This window comes from Microbacterium sp. JZ101, assembly GCF_053903175.1.
Genome location: NZ_CP096400.1, coordinates 775,828 through 794,268, shown reverse-complemented (window position 1 = coordinate 794,268; position 18,441 = coordinate 775,828). Strand labels below are relative to the sequence as shown.

General features: G+C 69.2%; 17 protein-coding genes. 4 read left to right on the top strand and 13 right to left on the bottom strand.

What is annotated here, in order from left to right; all coding sequences use genetic code 11:
* Positions 1 to 78 precede the first annotated feature (78 nt).
* The 4 genes from M1D56_RS03575 to M1D56_RS03560 all read right to left on the bottom strand — a co-directional run bounded on the left by M1D56_RS03575 (position 79) and on the right by M1D56_RS03560 (position 4,712).
* On the bottom strand, positions 79 to 1,200 hold the full coding sequence (locus M1D56_RS03575) for a hypothetical protein (protein WP_456284707.1): 1,122 nt from the start codon (positions 1,198 to 1,200) through the stop codon (positions 79 to 81).
* A 58-nt stretch (positions 1,201 to 1,258) separates the two neighbouring features.
* A complete protein-coding gene (locus M1D56_RS03570; RefSeq protein ID WP_456284706.1) occupies positions 1,259 to 1,927 on the bottom strand; it encodes a response regulator in 669 nt (222 codons plus the stop codon).
* Entirely contained in the window at positions 1,924 to 3,096 is a 1,173-nt protein-coding gene (locus tag M1D56_RS03565; RefSeq protein ID WP_456284705.1) for a sensor histidine kinase, read from the bottom strand. The genes M1D56_RS03570 and M1D56_RS03565 overlap by 4 nt, the downstream gene beginning before the upstream one ends.
* Positions 3,097 to 3,575: 479 nt before the next feature.
* Positions 3,576 to 4,712 carry an epoxide hydrolase family protein gene (locus tag M1D56_RS03560; protein WP_456284704.1) on the bottom strand — a complete coding sequence of 379 codons (1,137 nt, stop codon included), beginning with the start codon at positions 4,710 to 4,712 and terminating at the stop codon, positions 3,576 to 3,578.
* Between the two features lie 62 nt (positions 4,713 to 4,774).
* Here M1D56_RS03560 and M1D56_RS03555 point away from each other — a divergent pair, with 62 nt between their 5' ends.
* Complete coding sequence (locus M1D56_RS03555; RefSeq protein WP_456284703.1) at positions 4,775 to 5,740, top strand: helix-turn-helix transcriptional regulator; 966 nt, start codon at positions 4,775 to 4,777, stop codon at positions 5,738 to 5,740.
* A 336-nt stretch (positions 5,741 to 6,076) separates the two neighbouring features.
* Here M1D56_RS03555 and M1D56_RS03550 read toward each other — a convergent pair whose 3' ends face one another.
* Entirely contained in the window at positions 6,077 to 6,409 is a 333-nt protein-coding gene (locus tag M1D56_RS03550) for a DUF7882 family protein (RefSeq protein ID WP_456284702.1), read from the bottom strand.
* A gap of 92 nt (positions 6,410 to 6,501) precedes the next feature.
* Positions 6,502 to 7,134 carry a VanZ family protein gene (locus M1D56_RS03545; RefSeq protein WP_421074676.1) on the bottom strand — a complete coding sequence of 211 codons (633 nt, stop codon included), beginning with the start codon at positions 7,132 to 7,134 and terminating at the stop codon, positions 6,502 to 6,504.
* A gap of 97 nt (positions 7,135 to 7,231) precedes the next feature.
* On the opposite strand from M1D56_RS03545, the gene M1D56_RS03540 reads away from it, so the two are divergent.
* Together M1D56_RS03540 and M1D56_RS03535 are read left to right on the top strand one after the other, a co-directional pair.
* Positions 7,232 to 8,101 (top strand): alpha/beta fold hydrolase, encoded by an 870-nt coding sequence (locus tag M1D56_RS03540; protein WP_456284701.1) that lies wholly within the window; start codon positions 7,232 to 7,234, stop codon positions 8,099 to 8,101.
* Positions 8,098 to 8,541 carry a GbsR/MarR family transcriptional regulator gene (locus M1D56_RS03535; protein ID WP_271174469.1) on the top strand — a complete coding sequence of 148 codons (444 nt, stop codon included), beginning with the start codon at positions 8,098 to 8,100 and terminating at the stop codon, positions 8,539 to 8,541. The genes M1D56_RS03540 and M1D56_RS03535 overlap by 4 nt, the downstream gene beginning before the upstream one ends.
* Here the strand turns inward: M1D56_RS03535 and M1D56_RS03530 are convergent.
* From M1D56_RS03530 to M1D56_RS03500, 7 genes are all read right to left on the bottom strand, one after another.
* Entirely contained in the window at positions 8,538 to 9,374 is an 837-nt protein-coding gene (locus M1D56_RS03530) for an aldo/keto reductase (protein WP_456284700.1), read from the bottom strand. The two genes, M1D56_RS03535 and M1D56_RS03530, sit on opposite strands and share 4 nt — an antisense overlap.
* Before the next feature lie 517 nt (positions 9,375 to 9,891).
* The gene (locus tag M1D56_RS03525) at positions 9,892 to 10,209 is read right to left on the bottom strand and encodes a GIY-YIG nuclease family protein (protein ID WP_456284699.1); all 318 of its coding nucleotides are present in this window, start codon (positions 10,207 to 10,209) and stop codon (positions 9,892 to 9,894) included.
* Between the two features lie 809 nt (positions 10,210 to 11,018).
* Positions 11,019 to 12,212, bottom strand: coding sequence for an elongation factor Tu (tuf, locus tag M1D56_RS03520; RefSeq protein WP_271174467.1), 1,194 nt, complete (start codon positions 12,210 to 12,212; stop codon positions 11,019 to 11,021).
* 160 nt (positions 12,213 to 12,372) lie between these two features.
* A complete protein-coding gene (gene fusA / locus M1D56_RS03515) occupies positions 12,373 to 14,487 on the bottom strand; it encodes an elongation factor G (protein ID WP_456284698.1) in 2,115 nt (704 codons plus the stop codon).
* A gap of 92 nt (positions 14,488 to 14,579) precedes the next feature.
* Positions 14,580 to 15,050 (bottom strand): 30S ribosomal protein S7, encoded by a 471-nt coding sequence (gene rpsG / locus M1D56_RS03510; RefSeq protein ID WP_271174465.1) that lies wholly within the window; start codon positions 15,048 to 15,050, stop codon positions 14,580 to 14,582.
* Between the two features lie 5 nt (positions 15,051 to 15,055).
* Positions 15,056 to 15,424 carry a 30S ribosomal protein S12 gene (rpsL, locus tag M1D56_RS03505; protein WP_067194597.1) on the bottom strand — a complete coding sequence of 123 codons (369 nt, stop codon included), beginning with the start codon at positions 15,422 to 15,424 and terminating at the stop codon, positions 15,056 to 15,058.
* A gap of 299 nt (positions 15,425 to 15,723) precedes the next feature.
* The gene (locus tag M1D56_RS03500) at positions 15,724 to 17,841 is read right to left on the bottom strand and encodes a hypothetical protein (RefSeq protein WP_456284697.1); all 2,118 of its coding nucleotides are present in this window, start codon (positions 17,839 to 17,841) and stop codon (positions 15,724 to 15,726) included.
* Positions 17,842 to 18,015: 174 nt separating this feature from the next.
* Here M1D56_RS03500 and M1D56_RS03495 point away from each other — a divergent pair, with 174 nt between their 5' ends.
* Entirely contained in the window at positions 18,016 to 18,405 is a 390-nt protein-coding gene (locus M1D56_RS03495) for an META domain-containing protein (RefSeq protein WP_271174463.1), read from the top strand.
* Positions 18,406 to 18,441 lie beyond the last annotated feature (36 nt).

Genomic DNA, 18,441 nt, shown 5'->3' with positions numbered 1-18,441 from the left:
CGTCACCACGTTTCGTCTCGGTCGCTGGCGCTCCCTCGCTCAACGACCGAGGGGGGGAAGACAGCCGAGCTCCCGCGCTCACCGCACCTCGGCCATCCGCTTCCGCGCATACCCCCACGTCGCGAGCGCGAGCAGCGGACCCCACGCCCAGAACGGCAGCACGAGCGCGCTCGCGCCGTGCAGCTGACCCGAGGCGATCAGCCCCAGCTCCTGCAGGCCACCGGCGGTGAAGAGCACCGCGACCGAGAGCGCCGGAACGACGGCGAGCGCGATCGGCACCGGCCGCCCGCCGATGCCGGGCACCCACCGCGGCGCGCGCTCACCCCACGGCAGCACGAGCCCGAGCGTGAGCACGGCTCCGAGCAGCATCGCCGCCCCGAGCAGCAGCCCCGTCACGAACATGTCGGGGTGCTCCGCGAAGGCTTCGAGGTCACCCCCGAAGAGCGGCCACGGCGTGAGCCACGTCAGACGCGCGACGACGTACGGCGCGGGGCACAGCGCCGCGAGCACCGTGATCACCACGCGATGCCGCTGCACGAACGCGCCCATCCGCGGGAGCGCGGCCGCCGTCGAGGTCGCGGCCCAGACCATCCAGACTCCGGCGAAGAGGGTGAGCCCGAGCGCCCCGACGAAGCGGACCGGATCGTTGAGGACGGTCTCGGTGAACCGGGCGTAGAACATCCCGACCGGGAACACCCCCGTCACCGCGAGCACGACGACGGCGACGACGGGCACCGCGAGCGCGACCGCCGCGAGCGGACGCCGCCGCGCGAGCAGGGCGATCACCACGACGACGCCGATCGGCACGAGGGTCGCGAGCGTGTACCCCGCGATGACGATGCCGTCGAATCCGACGAGGCCGAGTGCGACGGCGAGCGACGCGATGAGCGCGAGCGCGGGTGCCGCGCGGTCGAGCGACCGCCATCCGGCGAGCGAGGCGAGCCCCGCGGCGAGCGCGAGCACTCCCGCGAGCGCGAGGATGGCGCCCGCCGCGAAGGACGCGAACGGCGCGGGTCCGCCGAGCAGCTGCTCGAGCGGAGTGCCGCCCGCCGCGAACGGGCCGGCGTCGGGAGCGACGAGCCACACCCCCGCGGCGGCGAGCGCCACGGTCGCGAGCGCGACACCGACCCACGTGAGCGGCCGCGACGCGGGCGGGCGGATGGTCGGAGCCGGGTTCGGAATCTGCGTGCGAATGTCCATGGCTCCACGGTCGCGCGGAGACCCCGTGCCGCGCTTCGCCCGTGGGAGCGGGAGCGGATCACCCGCGCGGGTGAGGCTGAGCGCCCGGCTCGACGACGCCGTGCTCGTACGCCCAGATGACGACCTGGATCCGATCGGCGAGGCCGAGCTTCGCGAGGATCGCCTTCACGTGCGTCTTGACCGTGTTGCCCGTGAGGTACAGCGCCCGCCCGATCTCGTCGTTCGACGCTCCGCGTGCGAGCAGCAGCGCGACCTCGCGCTCGCGCGGGCTGAGCACGGCAAGAGGGTTGCCTCCCGCGGGAACCGCCTGACGCCGCACGTGTTGCAGCAGGAGCGCCGTGGCCCGCGGCGCCATGACGGCATCACCCGCGGCCACCCGCACGATCGCGTCGACGAGCGCGTCGGGCCGCGCGTCCTTCGTGAGGAACCCGCTCGCTCCCGCGCGGATGGCGCCGAACACGTACTCGTCGACGTCGAACGTCGTCAGCACGAGCACGCGCGTCGACGGCCTGACCCGCCGCACCTCCTCGGTCGCGCGGATCCCGTCCATCCCGGGCATCCGCACATCCATCAGCACCACGTCGACGTCGTGCGCGCGCACGTACTCGACCGCGGCCGCGCCATCCGCCACTCCCCCGACGATCTCGAGGCGCGCGTCCGCGCCGAGGATGGTCGTGAGCGCGTCGCGCAGGAGCTCCTGATCATCGGCGAGCAGCACCCGGATCATGCGCCCTGCTCCACGGGCATCGTCACCTGCACCATCCATCCCGCTCCCCTGTGCACCTCGAGCGCGCCGCCTGCCTGGCGCACACGCTCGGCCATCCCGATGAGTCCCGTGCCGCCGCCCGGATCGTCGCGCGGGCCGGAGCCGCCGTCATCCGCGACCGTGAGGCGCACATCCTGTTCTCCCCATGCGAGCTCGACGCGCACATCGACCGGCGGGCGCACGTGGCGCAAGGCGTTGGTGATCGCCTCCTGCGCCGCGCGGTACAGCGCGAGCTGGGCGTCGGGCGCGAGCGGGCGCGGATGCCCGGTCTCGACGAACGAGAGGCGGTGATCGGATGAGCCCGCGCCGACCACGAGAGCGGCGAGCGACGCGAGATCCGGCGCGGGCGCGGTCTCGTCGAGCGCGCTCCGCCCGGCATCCGCCTCGTCGAGCACCCGGAGCATCCCGCGCAGCCCCTGCATCGCCGAGCGCCCCGTGTCGGCCACGCGGGCGAGGGCATCCGCCGCACGCGGCTCGCTCGTGAGCACGCGCGCCGCCTCGGCCTGGGCGATCATGACCGTGAGCGAGTGCGACACGACGTCGTGCAGGTCGCGGCCGATCCGCGCGCGCTCGGCGGCCAGAGCATCCCGCACCTGCTGCCGCTCGCGCTCTGCCGTCGCGATGCGGCGTCGCCGCGCCGACCTTCCGAGCACCCACGCGGCGCTCACGACCGCGGCGAGCGCGATGACCTCGAAGGCGATGGGCGCCGGGTCGGCCTGCCGCGTCGAGACCACGTCGACGCCCGTGATGACGAACGCGCCGACGATGCCGACGACCAGCGCCGCGACGGCCGTCGAACGCCCCTGGGTCGACGCGACCTGCCACTCGAGCAGGAGGAACGCCACGGCCGACGGCACAAGGGCGGCGCTCGACGTTCCGGCGTCGGCCGTGAGGGCGAGTGCGAGCATCACCGCGGCTCCGCCGGCGAACGCCGCCCGCGGCAACCACGGCGATGCGAAGGCGGCCGCGTGCAGCACGACCGCGAGTGCGCCGATCCACGTCGCCCACGTACCGCCCTGCACGGGCGCGACGAGCTGCACGAGCATCGCGATCGTCATCGGCAGGGCGATCGCGCACAGGAGCGCCGCCGCGACGAGCGGCCCACGACGGTCGGCGTCGGTTGCGGTCACGGCTCCATCGTGCCGCGCCCAGGCGCCGCCGCGCCTCCCCCGCGCGGGTGAGGGGCGGCGGGGGTGGGGTGGGGTGATGAGTGCCGCTTCGGGATGTGGAGCGGGCGGGTGCCGTCTCCCCGGGCGTTGAGCGAGCGAAGCGAGTCGAAACGCCGCCGAACCCGAAGAACCGTCACCACGTTTCGTCTCGGTCGCTGGCGCTCCCTCGCTCAACGACCGGGGAAGAGCAATCGCTCAGGTCGCAAAAACCGGCCGCTAACCGGCGTTTTGGGACCGAAACTGCGACCTCGACGCCCCCAACTGCCCAGGTCGCAGAAACCGTCCCCCAACCGACGTTTAGCGGCCGGAACTGCGACCTGAACAGCCGGCCCAACTGCCCAGGTCGCAAAAACCGTCCTCAACCCCGCGTTTAGGGGCCGAAACTGCGACCCGAACAGCCAGGTGCGGCCGAGGAGCTCCCAGGTACGGCCGAGGAACCCTCAGCTGGGCCCGCGGAGGAACGCCCGCAGGTCCGCGGCGAGCAGCTCCGGCGCATCCATCGCGGGGAAGTGACCTCCCTCAGTGAAGTCGCTCCAGTGCTCGATGCGGTTCGCCGGATCCATCGTGCGACGCAGCAGCGGGTGCGTGTCGAACGCCGCCCAGGCCGAGGGCACCGGGCCGCCCATGAGCGGCATCACCCCGGAGTGCGCGCCCTCGTAGTAGAACTGCGCGCTCGATGCGCCGCTGCGGGTGAACCAGTACAGACTCACGTCGGCGAGGAGCTGGTCGCGATCCACCACCGGCGCGCCGTACCCGTCGCCCGACCGCACCTTGAACTTCTCCCCGATCCACGCGAGGAGCCCCACGGGCGAGTCGGTCAGCGCCGCACCGATCGTGTCGGGGCGGTGGTTGTGCATCTCGAGGTAGCCCCGCTCCGCAGCGCTCGCCGCCAGGATCGCGTCGAGCTCGGCCGCCTCGGCCTCCGACAGTCCGTCGGGTCGCGGGAAGACCGCACCCACGAGCCCGAGCACCGCTCGATCGATGCCGAGGTGCATGCCGATCACGCGCTCGGGGTAGACCGCGGCGAGACGGCCGGCGACGCCGGAGCCGATGTCGGTGCCGTGGACCGCGAACCGCTCGTAGCCGAGCCGCGTCATGATCTCGGCGAAGCCATCCGTCGTCCGCGCGAGCTCCCATCCGGTGCTCGCGAGCGGAGTCGAGAAGCCGAACCCGGGCGGCGAGACGATCACGAGGTGGAAGTCGTCGGCGAGCTTCGGGATGATCCGCTCGTACTCGATGAACGAGCCCGGCCATCCGTGATTCAGGAGCAGCGGCGTGGCGGCGGTGTCGGACGACCGCACGTGCACGACGTGGAAGGTCTGGCCGTCGACGACGGTCGTCAGCTGCTCGAGCTCGTTGAGCCGAGCCTCCTGCGCACGCCAGTCGAACCCGTCGCGCCAGTACTCCGCGAGCTCGCGAAGGTACGGGAGCGGGATGCCCCGGCTGAAGTCGTGCGGGTCGTCGCGACCGGGCACCGGGTGCGGCCAGCGCGTGCGCGCGAGCCGATCACGGAGATCGTCGAGGTCGGCCTGCGGGATGTCGATGCGGAAGGGCGTGAGAGCTGTGCTTTCGGTCATGACATCGACGCTCCCAGGCAATGCGGACGATGAGCTTCCGCGATTCGGAGGATGATCGAATCATGCTGGAGACCTCGGCCCGCCTCCTCGAGCTGCTCTCACTCCTTCAGGCGCGGCGTGACTGGACGAGCTCGGCGCTCTCGGAGCGCCTCGGCGTGAGCACGCGGACCGTGCGCGCCGACATCGGCCGCCTGCGCGCGCTCGGCTATCCGGTCGACGCGCGCCCGGGCGTCTCGGGCGGGTACCGCCTCGCCGCCGGCACGGCGATGCCGCCGCTCCTCCTCGACGACGACGAGGCGGTCGCCGTCGCGCTCGGGCTCGGCGCGATCGCGACCCGAGGCGTCGGCGTCGAGGAGACATCCCTCACCGCCCTCGCGAAGCTCGAGCAGGTGCTGCCGTCGCACCTGCGCCGGCGCGTCGAGGCCGTGCGCGCGGCGACGAGCGCCGTGCCCGACCCGGGCGGCCCGGTCGAGCTCCCCGTGCTCGGCGCAGTCGCGGCGGCCATCCGCAGCCATGAGCGGCTGCGCTTCGGATACACGACGCACGACGGCGGCACCGAGCCGCGCCACGTCGAACCGCAGCGGCTCGTGAACTGGGGGCCGCTCTGGTACCTGCTCGCGTGGGATCTCGTCCGCGACGACTGGCGCATCTTCCGGGTCGATCGGATGGTGCCGCACACGCCGACGGGCGCGCGGTTCCGACCGCGGGTCATCCCCGAGGAGGAGGTCGTGAACTTCGTCGTGCGCCGCGTCGCGCGGTCGACCTGGACGTACCGCGCGCGCGTGGTCGTGCATGCGCCGGCGGCCGAGGTCGCCGCGCGGATCCCCATCCCGATCGAGATCGAGGAGATTGACGAGAGCACGTGCCGATTCGAGCTCGGCTCGAACGACCCCGACCGGCTCGCGCTCTCACTGACGCAGCTCGGCGCGGACATCGAGGTGCTCGAAGGCGACGAGGTAGTCGCGGCGCTCGAACGGCTCGCCGCGCGCCTCCAGCGGGCGGCCGGTGGGGCGCTTTCTGGTCGTTGAGCGCGCGAAGGGAGACGAAACGGGGTGAGCTGTGGAGGAACTGCGTTTCGACTCGGTCGCTGGCGCTCCCTCGCTCAACGACCGGGGAGGTGCGCTGGCGCTCCCTCGCTCGGCGACCGGGGAGAATGCGCTGGCGCTCCCTCGCTCAGCGAACGAGGAGAGTGCGCTCGCGCTCCCTCGGCAACGACCGGGGTGCGTGCGTCATGAGCCCGCACCATCCGGACATGCGAAACGGGCCGAACGTCCCCCGACGTTCGGCCCGTCTCCTCTCGGTCATATTCGCTGCGCGTCATCCCCTGTGCCCGGCTCCCCCACCGGATGCAGGTGCCTGCCCCTTCAGGCGGCGCGCGGCAGATCCCGGCGTTGTGCAGACGCCGACTCGGCCATGAGCTCGGTCACGTCGAGCCCACGGTTCGAGTTCGCCGCCTCGACGAGCTGCACGAGCAGCTCCCGGTCGAGTCGACCATCCGTCTCCTCGTCGAGGACGATGCGGATCGGGATCGCGGAGTTGACCCACATCGTCTCGCGTGAGCCATCCGCGGCGCGGCACGTGAGGGAGAACGACTCCCCGCGCCGCAGCTTGGTGATCACGACGGCCTGGACGTGCGCGAGGAGCCGGTCCTCGATCTCGATCGCCTGGTCGCTCGTGCCGTAGAAGATCCTGCCCATGACGTGCCCCCTCGTTCGTCGACCTGTGAGCGTCTGCCCACACTTCGGAGGTTACTAGACATGGAAGCGATTAGCCAAGTTAACTTTTCGTTTCAGAACGGGAGCCGCTCGGTCGGAGCGTCCTGGGGGTCGCGCCAGGCGGGCTGCTGCTCGAAGATCCGCGTCGCCGGGTCGGGCTCCCGCTGCGTCGCGCGCTGCTGCGGAAGCGGATGCTGCCGGGCGCGGATGATCTCCGCGTCGCGCTCCCAGATGGCACGCGCGATGATCCGCCGGTCGCGCGCATAGATCATGGCGCGCATCGTCATCGCGAAGAGGAGGCCGATGTAGCCGCCGGTCGTGTTCGCGAAGACGTCGAGGATGCTCGAGACGCGCGACTCGAGGGCCGTCGCCTGCGTGAACTCGATGAAGCCGGAGTAACCGGGCACGAGGAACAGCGCGAGCCACCATCCGCGCCGCGGCAGCGCGAGGCCGAGGAAGAAGCCGAGAGGCACGAACATGCCGATGTTCGCCGTGAACTCGAGCTCGTCGAAGCCGAACGACTCGGGCACGCCGAAGCGGTACAGCACGTTCAGCACGCGGTCGGCGATGCCGCCGAACTCGAGGTCGCTTGGGTTGGGCCAGAGCGTGACGAGAGCGACGAAGCCCGCGTAGACGAGAAGAAGGAGCGTGGCGACCCACAGGCGAGCGCGACTGCGGGGCGGCTTCGGTCCGAGGACGTCGGTCATGCGGTGCCTCCTCTGGAGCAGATGATGCCCTCGACGATAGGCGGTGTCACCTGGCAATCATCGGTGCCTCGGGTAACGGTTGGGTGACCGGGGGTGGGTGGCCGCGTCGTGTCCGATGGGTTATTTTCAGAAAGTGGTGAATTTGACGAAGCGGCTCGAGAGAGGGGACGCGCAGCTCGCGTACGAGGACGCAGGCAGCGGCGAGCAGGCCGTCGTCTTGCTCCACGGGGCGGGCCTCGACCACACGATGTTCGACGACCAGGCCGGCGCCCTGATCGAGCGCGGCATCCGCGTCATCGTCTGCGATCTGCGCGGGCACGGAGAATCCGCGATGGAGGCGGGCACGCGCTTCGCCGCGCAGGACGCGCTGCGGGATCTCGACGCTCTTCTCTCGGCCTGCGGCCATCCGTCGCCGGTGCTCGTGGGGCATTCGCTCGGCGGCAACCTCGCCCAGGCCTTCACGCGTGCGCACCCTGATCGCGTGAGCGGTCTGATCGTGCTCGGGTCGACGTGGAACACCGGCCCTCTGTCCGCGATGGAGCGGCTCGGCCTCCGGCTCGCCGCGCCTGCGCTCGCGGCGATGCCGGCGCGGACCATGGCGCGCGTGATGGCCCGTGCGTCGGCTGTGCGGCCGGAGGCGGTGACTCGAGCCGAGTCGGTGTTCGCGCGGATGCCCAAGCGCGTCTTCCTCGACGTCTGGCGGGCGACGACCTCGTTCGTGCAGCCGGATCCCACCTACCTCTCCCCCGTGCCGCTCGCCCTCGTGCGCGGCGCGGAGGATCGAACGGGGAACATCGCGTCGACGATGGCGCGGTGGGCGGCGGCCGAGGACGTGCGCGAACGGGTCATCCCCGGCGCCGGGCATATCCTCACCTGGGATGCGCCCGCGGAGACGTCTCGCACGCTGTGCGAGATCCTCGACGAGTGGCGTGCCGCGGAGCCCGGGCCCTTGGGGCGGCGCGGATGAGCGCGGACCGCGAGCAGTTCATCGACGCGATGGGCGACAGACTCGCCGCGTGGAACCTCCCTCGCGCAACCGGCCGAGTCTACGGCTATCTCCTGCTCCAGGATGAGCCGTCCCGCGCAGAGGAGTTGCGCGCCGAACTCTCGCTCAGTGCGGGAGCCGTGAGCACCGCCGTCCGCGAGCTCGTGGCGTGGGGGCTCGCCCGGACCATCCCCCAGCCCGGCAGCCGGCGCCTCCTCATCGAGGCGACAGGCGGATTCGAGAGCCTGCTCGCGGCGAGCCATGAGCGCGCACGCGCGTTCATCCGCACGCTGCAGGCGGCCGAGAGCCTCACCGAGACGCCCGAGACCGCAGACCGACTGCACGACGTGACCGAGCTGTTCACGTCGTACGTCGAGGCGGGCGAGCACGTGCTGCGTGCACGAGCTCGCCGCGCGACCTAGAACTCCTCGTACTCGGCGGGGTCCTGGTCGGCGAGTCGGCCATCCGCGCGCCCGAGCGCCGTGATCGCCGCGATGTCGTCCTCGTCGAGCTCCACCTCGAGCGCGCCGAGGTTCTCGAGCTGCCGCTCGTCGCTCGCCGCCTTCGGGATCGGGATCGACACCCGCGCGATCGCCCATGCGAGCACCGTCTGGCCGGGTGTCGCGCCGTGCTTGCGCGCGATGTCGACGATGACCTCGTTCTCGAGGAGGTCGTTGCCGCGCCCGAGCGGACTCCAGGCCTCGGTGAGGATGCCGTGCTCCGCATCGAACCGCAGCAGCTCCTCCTGCGGGAAGTACGGGTGCATCTCGATCTGGTTCACCTCGGGCAGCACGCCGGTCTCGCGCTCGAGCCGCTCCAGGTGCTCGGGCAGGAAGTTGCACACCCCGATCGCCTTCACGAGCCCGCGCTCGCGCGCCTCGATGAGCGCCTCCCACGCCTCGACGTACCGATCGGTCTTCGGGTTGGGCCAGTGGATGAGATAGAGGTCGAGATCGCCGAGCCCAGACCGGAACACGCTCTCCTCGATCGTCTCCAGCGCCTCGTCGTACGCGTGATGCCGACCCGGGAGCTTCGACGTGACGATGACCTCGTCGCGGTCGATCCCGGCCCGCCGCACCCCCGCGCCGACCGTGCCCTCGTTCTCGTAGTTGAAGGCGGAGTCGATGAGCCGGTAGCCCTTCTCGATCGCGCGCGCGACGCCATCCGCGCCATCCGATCCCTTGAGGCGGTAGGTTCCGAATCCGAGGACGGGCAGCTCGAGCCCGCCATGTGCAGTCCAGGTGGGGATGGTCATGCGTCTTTCCTAGACGGCGACGGCGGATGGCGCGAGCGGCTTGACACCGCGACTGGAGGTCGCGGCGGTTCTTGCGACTCGGTGGGCGAGCTTCGCCTGCCGGTCGTTGAGCGAGAGAGCGCCAGCGACTGAGACGAAACGACGCGACCCCGGTCGTTGAGCGAGGGAGCGCCAGCGACCGAGACGAAACGCCCCGGCCCTCCCTCGAAAGGTCACCACGTTTCGACTCGCTCCGCTCGCTCAACGACCGGAAGGCGCCCATCCGCTCGTGCGACGACCGGAAGGGGCCACCCGCTCACCCCACCCGGTCGTTGAGCGAGGGAGCGCCAGCGACCGAGACGAAACGGCCCGGCCGACCCTGAAAGGTCACCACGTTTCGACTCGCTCCGCTCGCTCAACGACCGGAAGGCGCCCATCCGCTCGTGCAACGACCGGAAGTGGCCACCCGCTCACCCCGGTCGTTGAGCGAGGGAGCGCCAGCGACCGAGACGAAACGACGCGACCGTGCCTCGTGCCCTCACGTGTCGACATCCGGACGGCGCTTCGCCGCATCGCGCTGCCGCTTGCTCCAGCCGATGACTGCGCCGAGCCCTTCCTCGATCAGGAGCTTGCGCTTCGCGTGGCTCCAGCCCTGGATCTGCTTCTCCCAACGGAATGCGTCGTCCATCCGCTCGAACTCGTTGTGCCACACCATCGTGACCGGACGCCGGCCGGGGCGCCGGGTGTACGCGGCGCCGAGCCCCTCCTGATGCTCGACAAACCGCCTGTTGAGGTCGCGGGTGCTTCCGACGTAGTAGGTGCCGTCAGCGCACTCCAGGATGTAGACGTATGGCATGTCGGCACAGTAGCCACCGGCCGTGCGGCGCCGTGGAAGTTGTCCACAGGGCCGGTCGTTGAGCGAGGGAGCGCCAGCGACCGAGACGAAACGCCCCGGCCGTGCTTCGAAAGGTCACCGCGTTTCGACTCGCTCCGCTCGCTCAACGACCGGGGCAGGGTCAGCTCGCTCAACGACCGGAAGGCGCCATCCGCTCACCCCCGGTCGTTGAGCGAGGGAGCGCCAGCGACCGAGACGAAACGCCCCAGCCGGCCCTCGAAAGGTCACCACGTTTCGACTCGCTCCGCTCGCTCAACGACCGGGGCAGGGTCATCCACTCCCCCGGTCGTTGAGCGAGGGAGCGCCAGCGACCGAGACGAAACGCCCCGGCCGACCCTCGAAAGGTCACCACGTTTCGACTCGCTCCGCTCGCTCAACGACCGGAAGGGGCCATCCGCGCACCCCGGTCGTTGAGCGAGGGAGCGCCAGCGACCGAGACGAAACGCCCCGGCCGGCCCTCGAAAGGTCACCACGTTTCGACTCGCTCCGCTCGCTCAACGACCGGGCCAGGCCATCCGCTCACCCCGATCGTTGAGCGAGGGAGCGCCAGCGACCGAGACGAAACGGCGCGACCGTACCCCGAGAGGTCACCACGTTTCGACTCGCTCCGCTCGCTCAACGACCGGGGCAGGGCCATCCGCTCGTGCGACGACCGGGGCAGGGCCGTCCGCTCGCGCAATGCCCGCACGTGGACGCGACAGAACCCCGGACACACGAAAGCGGGGCCGCCCCGAAGGGCGACCCCGCTGACGAAGCAGGTTCGGAAGAACTTACTTGATGATCTTGGTCACCGTGCCGGCGCCGACGGTGCGGCCACCCTCACGGATCGCGAAGCCGAGGCCCTCTTCCATGGCGATGGGCTGGATGAGCTCCACCGTCATGTCCGTGGTGTCGCCGGGCATGACCATCTCGGTGCCCTCAGGCAGCGTGATGACGCCGGTGACGTCCGTGGTGCGGAAGTAGAACTGCGGGCGGTAGTTCGTGTAGAAGGGGTTGTGACGGCCACCCTCGTCCTTCGAGAGGATGTACGCGGTGCCCTCGAAGTTGGTGTGAGGGGTGACCGAGCCCGGCTTCACGACGACCTGGCCGCGCTCGACGTCCTCGCGCTTGAGGCCACGGAGGAGAAGACCGCAGTTCTCGCCGGCCCACGCCTCGTCGAGCTGCTTGTGGAACATCTCGATACCCGTGACCGTGGTCTTCTGCGTCGGGCGGATGCCGACGATCTCGACCTCGGAGTTGATGGCGAGCGTGCCACGCTCGGCGCGGCCCGTGACGACGGTGCCACGACCGGTGATCGTGAAGACGTCCTCGATGGGCATGAGGAACGGCTTGTCCTTGTCACGCACCGGGTCCGGGATGGACTCGTCGACGGCCTCCATGAGGTCGAGGATCGACTGCGTCCACTTCTCGTCGCCCTCGAGAGCCTTGAGGCCCGAGACGCGGACGACGGGAGCGTTGTCGCCGTCGAAGTCCTGCGACGAGAGGAGCTCGCGAACCTCGAGCTCGACGAGCTCCAGGATCTCCTCGTCGTCGACCATGTCGGCCTTGTTCAGCGCGACGAGCAGGTAGGGAACGCCGACCTGCTTGGCGAGCAGAACGTGCTCACGGGTCTGAGCCATGGGACCGTCGGTCGCGGCGACCACGAGGATCGCGCCGTCCATCTGGGCGGCACCGGTGATCATGTTCTTGATGTAGTCGGCGTGACCCGGGGCGTCGACGTGAGCGTAGTGACGCTTCGGCGTCTCGTACTCGACGTGCGAGATGTTGATCGTGATGCCGCGCTGGCGCTCCTCAGGAGCGGAGTCGATCGACGAGAAGTCGCGCTGCACGTTGGTCGCCGACGGGAACTTGTCAGCGAGCACCTTCGAGATCGCCGCGGTGAGCGTCGTCTTGCCGTGGTCGACGTGACCGATCGTTCCGATGTTCACGTGCGGCTTGGTGCGCTCGAACTTGGCCTTAGCCACTGGGTCCTCCTCAGGACGGTCGTGCAGAGATCACGGTCGCCGGATTGCGACCGGGCCTCTACGGGGATGTTTCACAGTCTAGTAGAGACTCGTTATGAAGTTTTGAGGTGCCGGGGCCGGCCACGCAGCCGGCCCCGGCGAGCCATGAGGCTCGGGCGAATTACTCGCCCTTGCCCTTCTGGATGATCTCGTCGGCGACAGCCTTCGGGACCTCGGCGTAGCTGTCGAACTCCATCGAGTAGACAGCACGGCCCGACGTCTTCGAACGCAGGTCGCCGATGTAGCCGAACATGCTCGAGAGCGGGACGAGGGCCTTGACGACCTTCACACCCTGAGCATCCTCCATCGACTGGACCTGACCACGACGCGAGTTCAGGTCGCCGATGACGTCGCCCATGTACTCCTCGGGCGTACGGACCTCGACGGCCATGAGCGGCTCGAGGATGACCGGGTTCGCCTTGCGGACGGCCTCCTTGAAGCCCATCGAACCGGCGATCTTGAACGCCATCTCCGAGGAGTCGACGTCGTGCGATGCGCCGTCCACGAGGGTCGCCTTGACGCCGACCATCGGGTAGCCGGCGAGCACGCCGGTGTTCATCGCGTCCTGGAAGCCCTGGTTCGTCGGCTCGATGTACTCGCGCGGGATGCGGCCACCGGTGACCTCGTTGACGAACTCGTAGGTCTTGTCGGCGGTCACCTCGAGCGGCTCCAGCTTGAACTGGATCTTCGCGAACTGACCCGAGCCACCGGTCTGCTTCTTGTGCGTGTAGTCGTGACGCTCGACGACCTTGCGGATCGTCTCGCGGTACGCCACCTGCGGCTTGCCGACGTTGGCCTCGACCTTGAACTCGCGCTTCATGCGGTCCACGAGGATGTCGAGGTGCAGCTCGCCCATGCCCTTGACGACGGTCTGACCGGTCTCGGCGTTGTTCTCGACGCGGAACGTCGGGTCCTCTTCCGCGAGCTTCTGGATCGCGAGACCCAGCTTCTCCTGGTCGGCCTTCGTCTTGGGCTCGATCGCGACCTCGATGACCGGCTCCGGGAACGTCATCGACTCGAGGACGACCTGGTTGTTCGGGTCGCTGAGCGTGTCGCCCGTGGTCGTGTCCTTGAGGCCGATGACCGCGTAGATGTGGCCCGCGGTGACCGACTCGACCGGGTTCTCCTTGTTGGCGTGCATCTGGAAGATCTTCCCGATGCGCTCCTTCTTGCCCTTGGTCGAGTTGACGACCTGCGCACCCGACTCGAGGTGACCCGAGTAGACGCGGATGTAGGTCAGACGGCCGAAGAACGGGTGCGAGACGACCTTGAACGCGAGAGCCGCGAAGGGCTCGTCACGGTCGGCGTGACGCTCGATGATCTTCTCTTCGTCCTTCGGGTCGTGGGCCTCGATGGCCGGCACGTCGAGGGGCGAGGGGAGGTAGTCCACGACCGCGTCGAGCATGGGCTGCACGCCGCGGTTCTTGAACGCCGAGCCGCAGAGGACCGGGTAGACCTCGCTGTCGATCGTCATCTTGCGGATGGCGCCCTTGATCTCGTCGACCGTGAGCTCCTCGCCGCCGAAGTACTTCTCGAGCAGCACGTCGTCGCTCTCGGCGACGGTCTCGAGGAGCTTCTCGCGGTACTCGGCAGCCTTGTCGGCGAGGTCGGCGGGGATCTCGCCGATCTCGTACTTGGCGCCCATGGTCACGTCGCCCTTGGCGTCGCCGGGCCACGTGAGAGCGCGCATGTTGACGAGGTCGACGACGCCGACGAAGTCGTTCTCGGCACCGATGGGAAGCTGCAGCACGAGCGGCTTCGCCTTCAGGCGGTTGATGATCGTGTCGACCGTGAAGTAGAAGTCCGCGCCCAGCTTGTCCATCTTGTTGACGAAGCAGATGCGGGGGACGTTGTACTTGTCGGCCTGACGCCACACCGTCTCGGACTGGGGCTCGACGCCCTCCTTGCCGTCGAACACGGCGACCGCGCCGTCGAGGACGCGGAGCGAGCGCTCCACCTCGACGGTGAAGTCGACGTGACCGGGGGTGTCGATGATGTTGATCTGGTTCTTGTCCCAGAAGCACGTCACAGCGGCGGAGGTGATGGTGATACCACGCTCCTGCTCCTGCTCCATCCAGTCGGTGGTCGCGCCACCGTCGTGGGTCTCGCCGATCTTGTGGTTGACGCCCGTGTAGAACAGGATGCGCTCGGTCGTCGTGGTCTTACCGGCATCGATGTGCGCCATGATGCCGATGTTGCGGACCTTCTTGAGGTCGGTGAGCACGTCTTGTGCCACTTGCGTTCTTCCTTACGTGTGGAGAGGGAATGAAGCAGGAAGCCGGCCCCGGATGCCCCGGGGAGCGATCCGGGACCGGCTCGGGGCGCTTCCTACCAGCGGTAGTGCGCGAAGGCGCGGTTCGACTCGGCCATCTTGTGGGTGTCCTCGCGGCGCTTGACCGCGGCACCGAGGCCGTTCGACGCGTCGAGGATCTCGTTCATGAGACGCTCGGTCATCGTCTTCTCGCGGCGACCCTTCGCGTAGCTCACGAGCCAGCGCAGAGCGAGCGTGTTGGCACGGTGAGGCTTGACCTCGACCGGAACCTGGTACGTCGAGCCACCGACGCGGCGGCTGCGGACCTCGAGCGTCGGGCGCACGTTGTCGAGCGCCTTCTTCAGCGTGGCGACAGCGTCCTGGCCGTTCTTCGCGGCCACACCCTCGAGAGCGGTGTAGACGATGTGCTCGGCGATGGACTTCTTGCCGTCGACGAGGATCTTGTTGACCAGCTGCGTGACGATCGGGGCGCCGTAGACCGGGTCGTTGACGACGGGGCGCTTGGGGGCCGGACCCTTACGAGGCATCTAACTCAACCCTTCTTCGCGCCGTAGCGGCTGCGCGCCTGCTTACGGTTCTTGACAGCCTGGGTGTCGAGCGCACCGCGGACGATCTTGTAGCGCACACCGGGGAGGTCCTTCACACGACCACCGCGGACGAGCACGAGCGAATGCTCCTGAAGGTTGTGACCCTCACCGGGGATGTAGGCGGTGACCTCGGTGCCGTTGCGCAGCTTCACACGGGCGACCTTGCGCATCGCCGAGTTCGGCTTCTTGGGCGTGGTCGTGTAGACGCGGGTGCAGACACCCGCCTGCTGCGGGTTCGCCTTCAGCGCCGGAGCCTTGGTCTTCGAGACCTTCGGCGTACGGCCCTTGCGAACCAACTGCTGAATAGTTGGCACGTTTCTCCTTGTTCATTGCTGCACGGTGACAGCGCGTGATGTTTCACGAAAACCCACCCCCACGCCGAAAGAGCGAGAGACTTCTGGTGGATATGCCGTGGGGGTGACCTGTTCGCAGGCCCATCCCGATCGTGGGCACGCACGCAGACGCGTGTACGCACACTCGTCCCATGATACGGGTCGCGCGACACGCGGTCAAACGGCGATCGGATGACCGCGGCGCGGTTCGTGGTACCGCACGCACGAAGAAGGGGCGCCCCGTACGGGACGCCCCTTCTGCGCTATGCGCTAACTCGTGCTCAGCGCTCCGAGTTCAGCTGACGCCGACGCGCGATGAGGAGGACACCGCCGGCGACGACCGCGAGGCCGAGGCCCATGGCGATCGGAGCCGTGGCGTTGAACTCCGCGCCCGTGGGAGCGAGCTTGCCGTCCTTCTCCTGCTCGGGCTTCTGGGGCTGCTGCGGGTCCTGGGGAGCCGGGGTCGGGCTCTCCTCGCCCTGCGGCTGCTCAGGCTGCTGCGGCTCCTGCGGAGCGGCCGTCACCGTGATGGTGATCACGGCGTCGGTGCTGGCCACGCCGTCGACGATCTGGCGAGCGGCGAGCTTGTGCTCGCCGACCGGCAGCTGCTCGATCTTGATCGACCACACGTTGGCGTCGACCGTGCCCGTGCCGACGACCTTGTCGCCCACGCGGAGCTCGACCGTGGCGCCGTTCGTGCCGGTGCCGGTGATCGTCGTCGGGACCTGGCCCTCGACGTACGAGCCGCCGTCGACCGGGTTGATGAACTCCGGCGCCGCGGGAGCAGCCGCGCCGACCGTGAAGGTCACCGTGGTGCGGTCCGAGGTCTTGCCGTTGATCGTCTGCTGCGCGCTGACGGTGTACTCGCGGCGGTCAGCGAGGTCGACGCTGTGCGACCAGTTGCCGTCGGCGTCCGACGTGACCTTGGCGTTGACGTCACCCGAGAGCGTGACCTCGGTGTTCGGCGCCGCGTTGCCCGTGATCTTCGTCACCGGGTCGGTGTAGGTCTTGCCGTTCTCCGGCGAGGTGATGCCGGGAGCGGTCGGGAAGACCTGCACGTCGATCGACGTGACGTCGGACGTGTTGAAGCCGCTCGTCGAGCGGGCGTAGATCGTGTAGTCGCCGGGGGTCGCGGGGCCGGTGAGCGTCCACTTGCCCTCGCCGTCGGCCTTCGTCTTCGCGCTGTTCTCCCAGGACGCCTTCGCGCCCTGCTTCACGAACGCGTACTCGACCTCGGCGTTCGCGCCGGCCGTGCCCGAGAGCTCGGCGTTCCACGAGACGTTCGCGCCGTCCTCGACCGAGGTGACCTTCGCCTCGGGCAGGTCGAGCTTGACCGTGTAGCCGGCCGCGGCCTCGAGGCCCGTCTTGAGGTCGGCGCCCCACATGTGCGGCTCGCCGTTGAACTCGAACGTGGCCGTCACGACGCCCACGGCGGTGCTGCCCTGGAGGATGGTGCCACCCGAGTCACCGGGGATGACTCGCGTCTGTGCCGAGAAGCCCTTGACCAGGCGGCCGTCGACCTCGATGTAGCCCTCGTAGTCGACGTAGGGGTTGATCTGGTCGGTGTCGACGACGCCCGACGAGTAGCCCGTGGTGCGGCCCGAGCGCTGAACCTTCTCGCCCACCTCGGCCGTGCCGACGCCCGTGATGTTCGACGCGAGCGACGCGGACAGGTCGTTCGTGTTCTTCCAGTCGGTCATCGCGGCGATGAGGTCGAGGTCGGCGTTCGTGACGTCGATCGCGGCGATGTCGGTCGCGTTGCCGGGCTCGCCGGCGGTGTTGCCCGAGCCGCCGAACTGGTTGAAGCCGACCTGGCCGACCTCGTGCGTCGGCGTGACCGTCGAGAGGTCCTCCGCGCCGCCGCCGGCCGTGTCGCCCTTGGGGTCGGTGAGGTACACGTTGTTGTAGGCGCCATCGCCCGTGCAGTGGCCGGCGGTGAGCACGGCGGGCTTGCCGTCGGGCGTCCACGCGGGGAAGCCGACCGAGCAGACGCCGCCGCTGCCGGAGTTGTCGAACAGGCCGATGCCGTAGCCGCCGACGACGTCGGTCGCAGCGGTCGGCTTGGCGAGCTCGTCCTCGGTGACCGGGACGATCTTCACGTTCTCGTACGCGCCGGCGATCTCCGCCGCCGCGGCGGACGCGTCGATCTTGGCCGAAGCGGAGCCCGCGGTCTCCTCGAGGCGCTGCACGACGACATTGCCCGCGCCGTCGTGGAGGACGCCCGTGACGGCCTCGTCCTTGAACAGGTCGAGCGCGAGCGCCTCGAAGGCCTCTCCCTCGGTCGGCGCGACCGCGCCCTCGACAGCGGTCGCCGACGTCGCGGCGACACCGCCGAACGCCAGCGCCGATGCGACGCCCAGCGCTCCCAGACGCGCGACGCGCGTAATTGAAGACTTCAAACCCAGTCCCCCAGATCTCGTTTGTGCGAACTTCTCGGAACAGGGGTCCAGGCCTGGTTCGGCCCACAGCCCCCGGAAGCTTGGGTCTCTCGGGAGAGACACAGCGAACCCAGAGTATCCGCACACCTACTATGAAACGCAAGTCCACATTCGCCGACATGAACGGGGGACGACATGGTCAGGAAGCGGATCACGGCCGCAGCGGCGATGATGCTCGCGGGATTCGCGCTCGCCGGCTGCGCGTCGAACGCGACCAGCGGAGAAGGGGTGGAAGACGTGAACTCGGTTGTCGGAACCTGGCAGAGCAGCGAGGAGAACGAGCCGTACCTGACCTTCTCGGAGGACGGGAAATTCCAGGGAAATGACGGGTGCAACGGCATCGGCGGCCGCTACGAGCAGGACGGCGACACCGTCACCGTGACGTTCGCGGCGAGCACGCTGAAGGGCTGCCCCGGGGTCGACACGTGGCTCTCGAAGGTCAAGACGATCACGGTCGGAGAGACCACTCTCGAGGTCTTCGACAAGACCGGTGAGCCCCTCGGATCGCTCGCTCGCGAGAGCTGATTCGACGATTTCGATGGGCACAACTGCCCACCGAAA

Coding starts and splice junctions, on each gene's coding strand:
- M1D56_RS03575 (WP_456284707.1), bottom strand. CDS start 1,200: ATGGACATTCGCACGCAGATTCCGAACCCGGCTCCGACCATCCGCCCG.
- M1D56_RS03570 (WP_456284706.1), bottom strand. CDS start 1,927: ATGATCCGGGTGCTGCTCGCCGATGATCAGGAGCTCCTGCGCGACGCG.
- M1D56_RS03560 (WP_456284704.1), bottom strand. CDS start 4,712: ATGACCGAAAGCACAGCTCTCACGCCCTTCCGCATCGACATCCCGCAG.
- M1D56_RS03555 (WP_456284703.1), top strand. CDS start 4,775: ATGCTGGAGACCTCGGCCCGCCTCCTCGAGCTGCTCTCACTCCTTCAG.
- M1D56_RS03550 (WP_456284702.1), bottom strand. CDS start 6,409: ATGGGCAGGATCTTCTACGGCACGAGCGACCAGGCGATCGAGATCGAG.
- M1D56_RS03545 (WP_421074676.1), bottom strand. CDS start 7,134: ATGACCGACGTCCTCGGACCGAAGCCGCCCCGCAGTCGCGCTCGCCTG.
- M1D56_RS03535 (WP_271174469.1), top strand. CDS start 8,098: ATGAGCGCGGACCGCGAGCAGTTCATCGACGCGATGGGCGACAGACTC.
- M1D56_RS03530 (WP_456284700.1), bottom strand. CDS start 9,374: ATGACCATCCCCACCTGGACTGCACATGGCGGGCTCGAGCTGCCCGTC.
- M1D56_RS03525 (WP_456284699.1), bottom strand. CDS start 10,209: ATGCCATACGTCTACATCCTGGAGTGCGCTGACGGCACCTACTACGTC.
- rpsG (WP_271174465.1), bottom strand. CDS start 15,050: ATGCCTCGTAAGGGTCCGGCCCCCAAGCGCCCCGTCGTCAACGACCCG.
- M1D56_RS03495 (WP_271174463.1), top strand. CDS start 18,016: ATGGTCAGGAAGCGGATCACGGCCGCAGCGGCGATGATGCTCGCGGGA.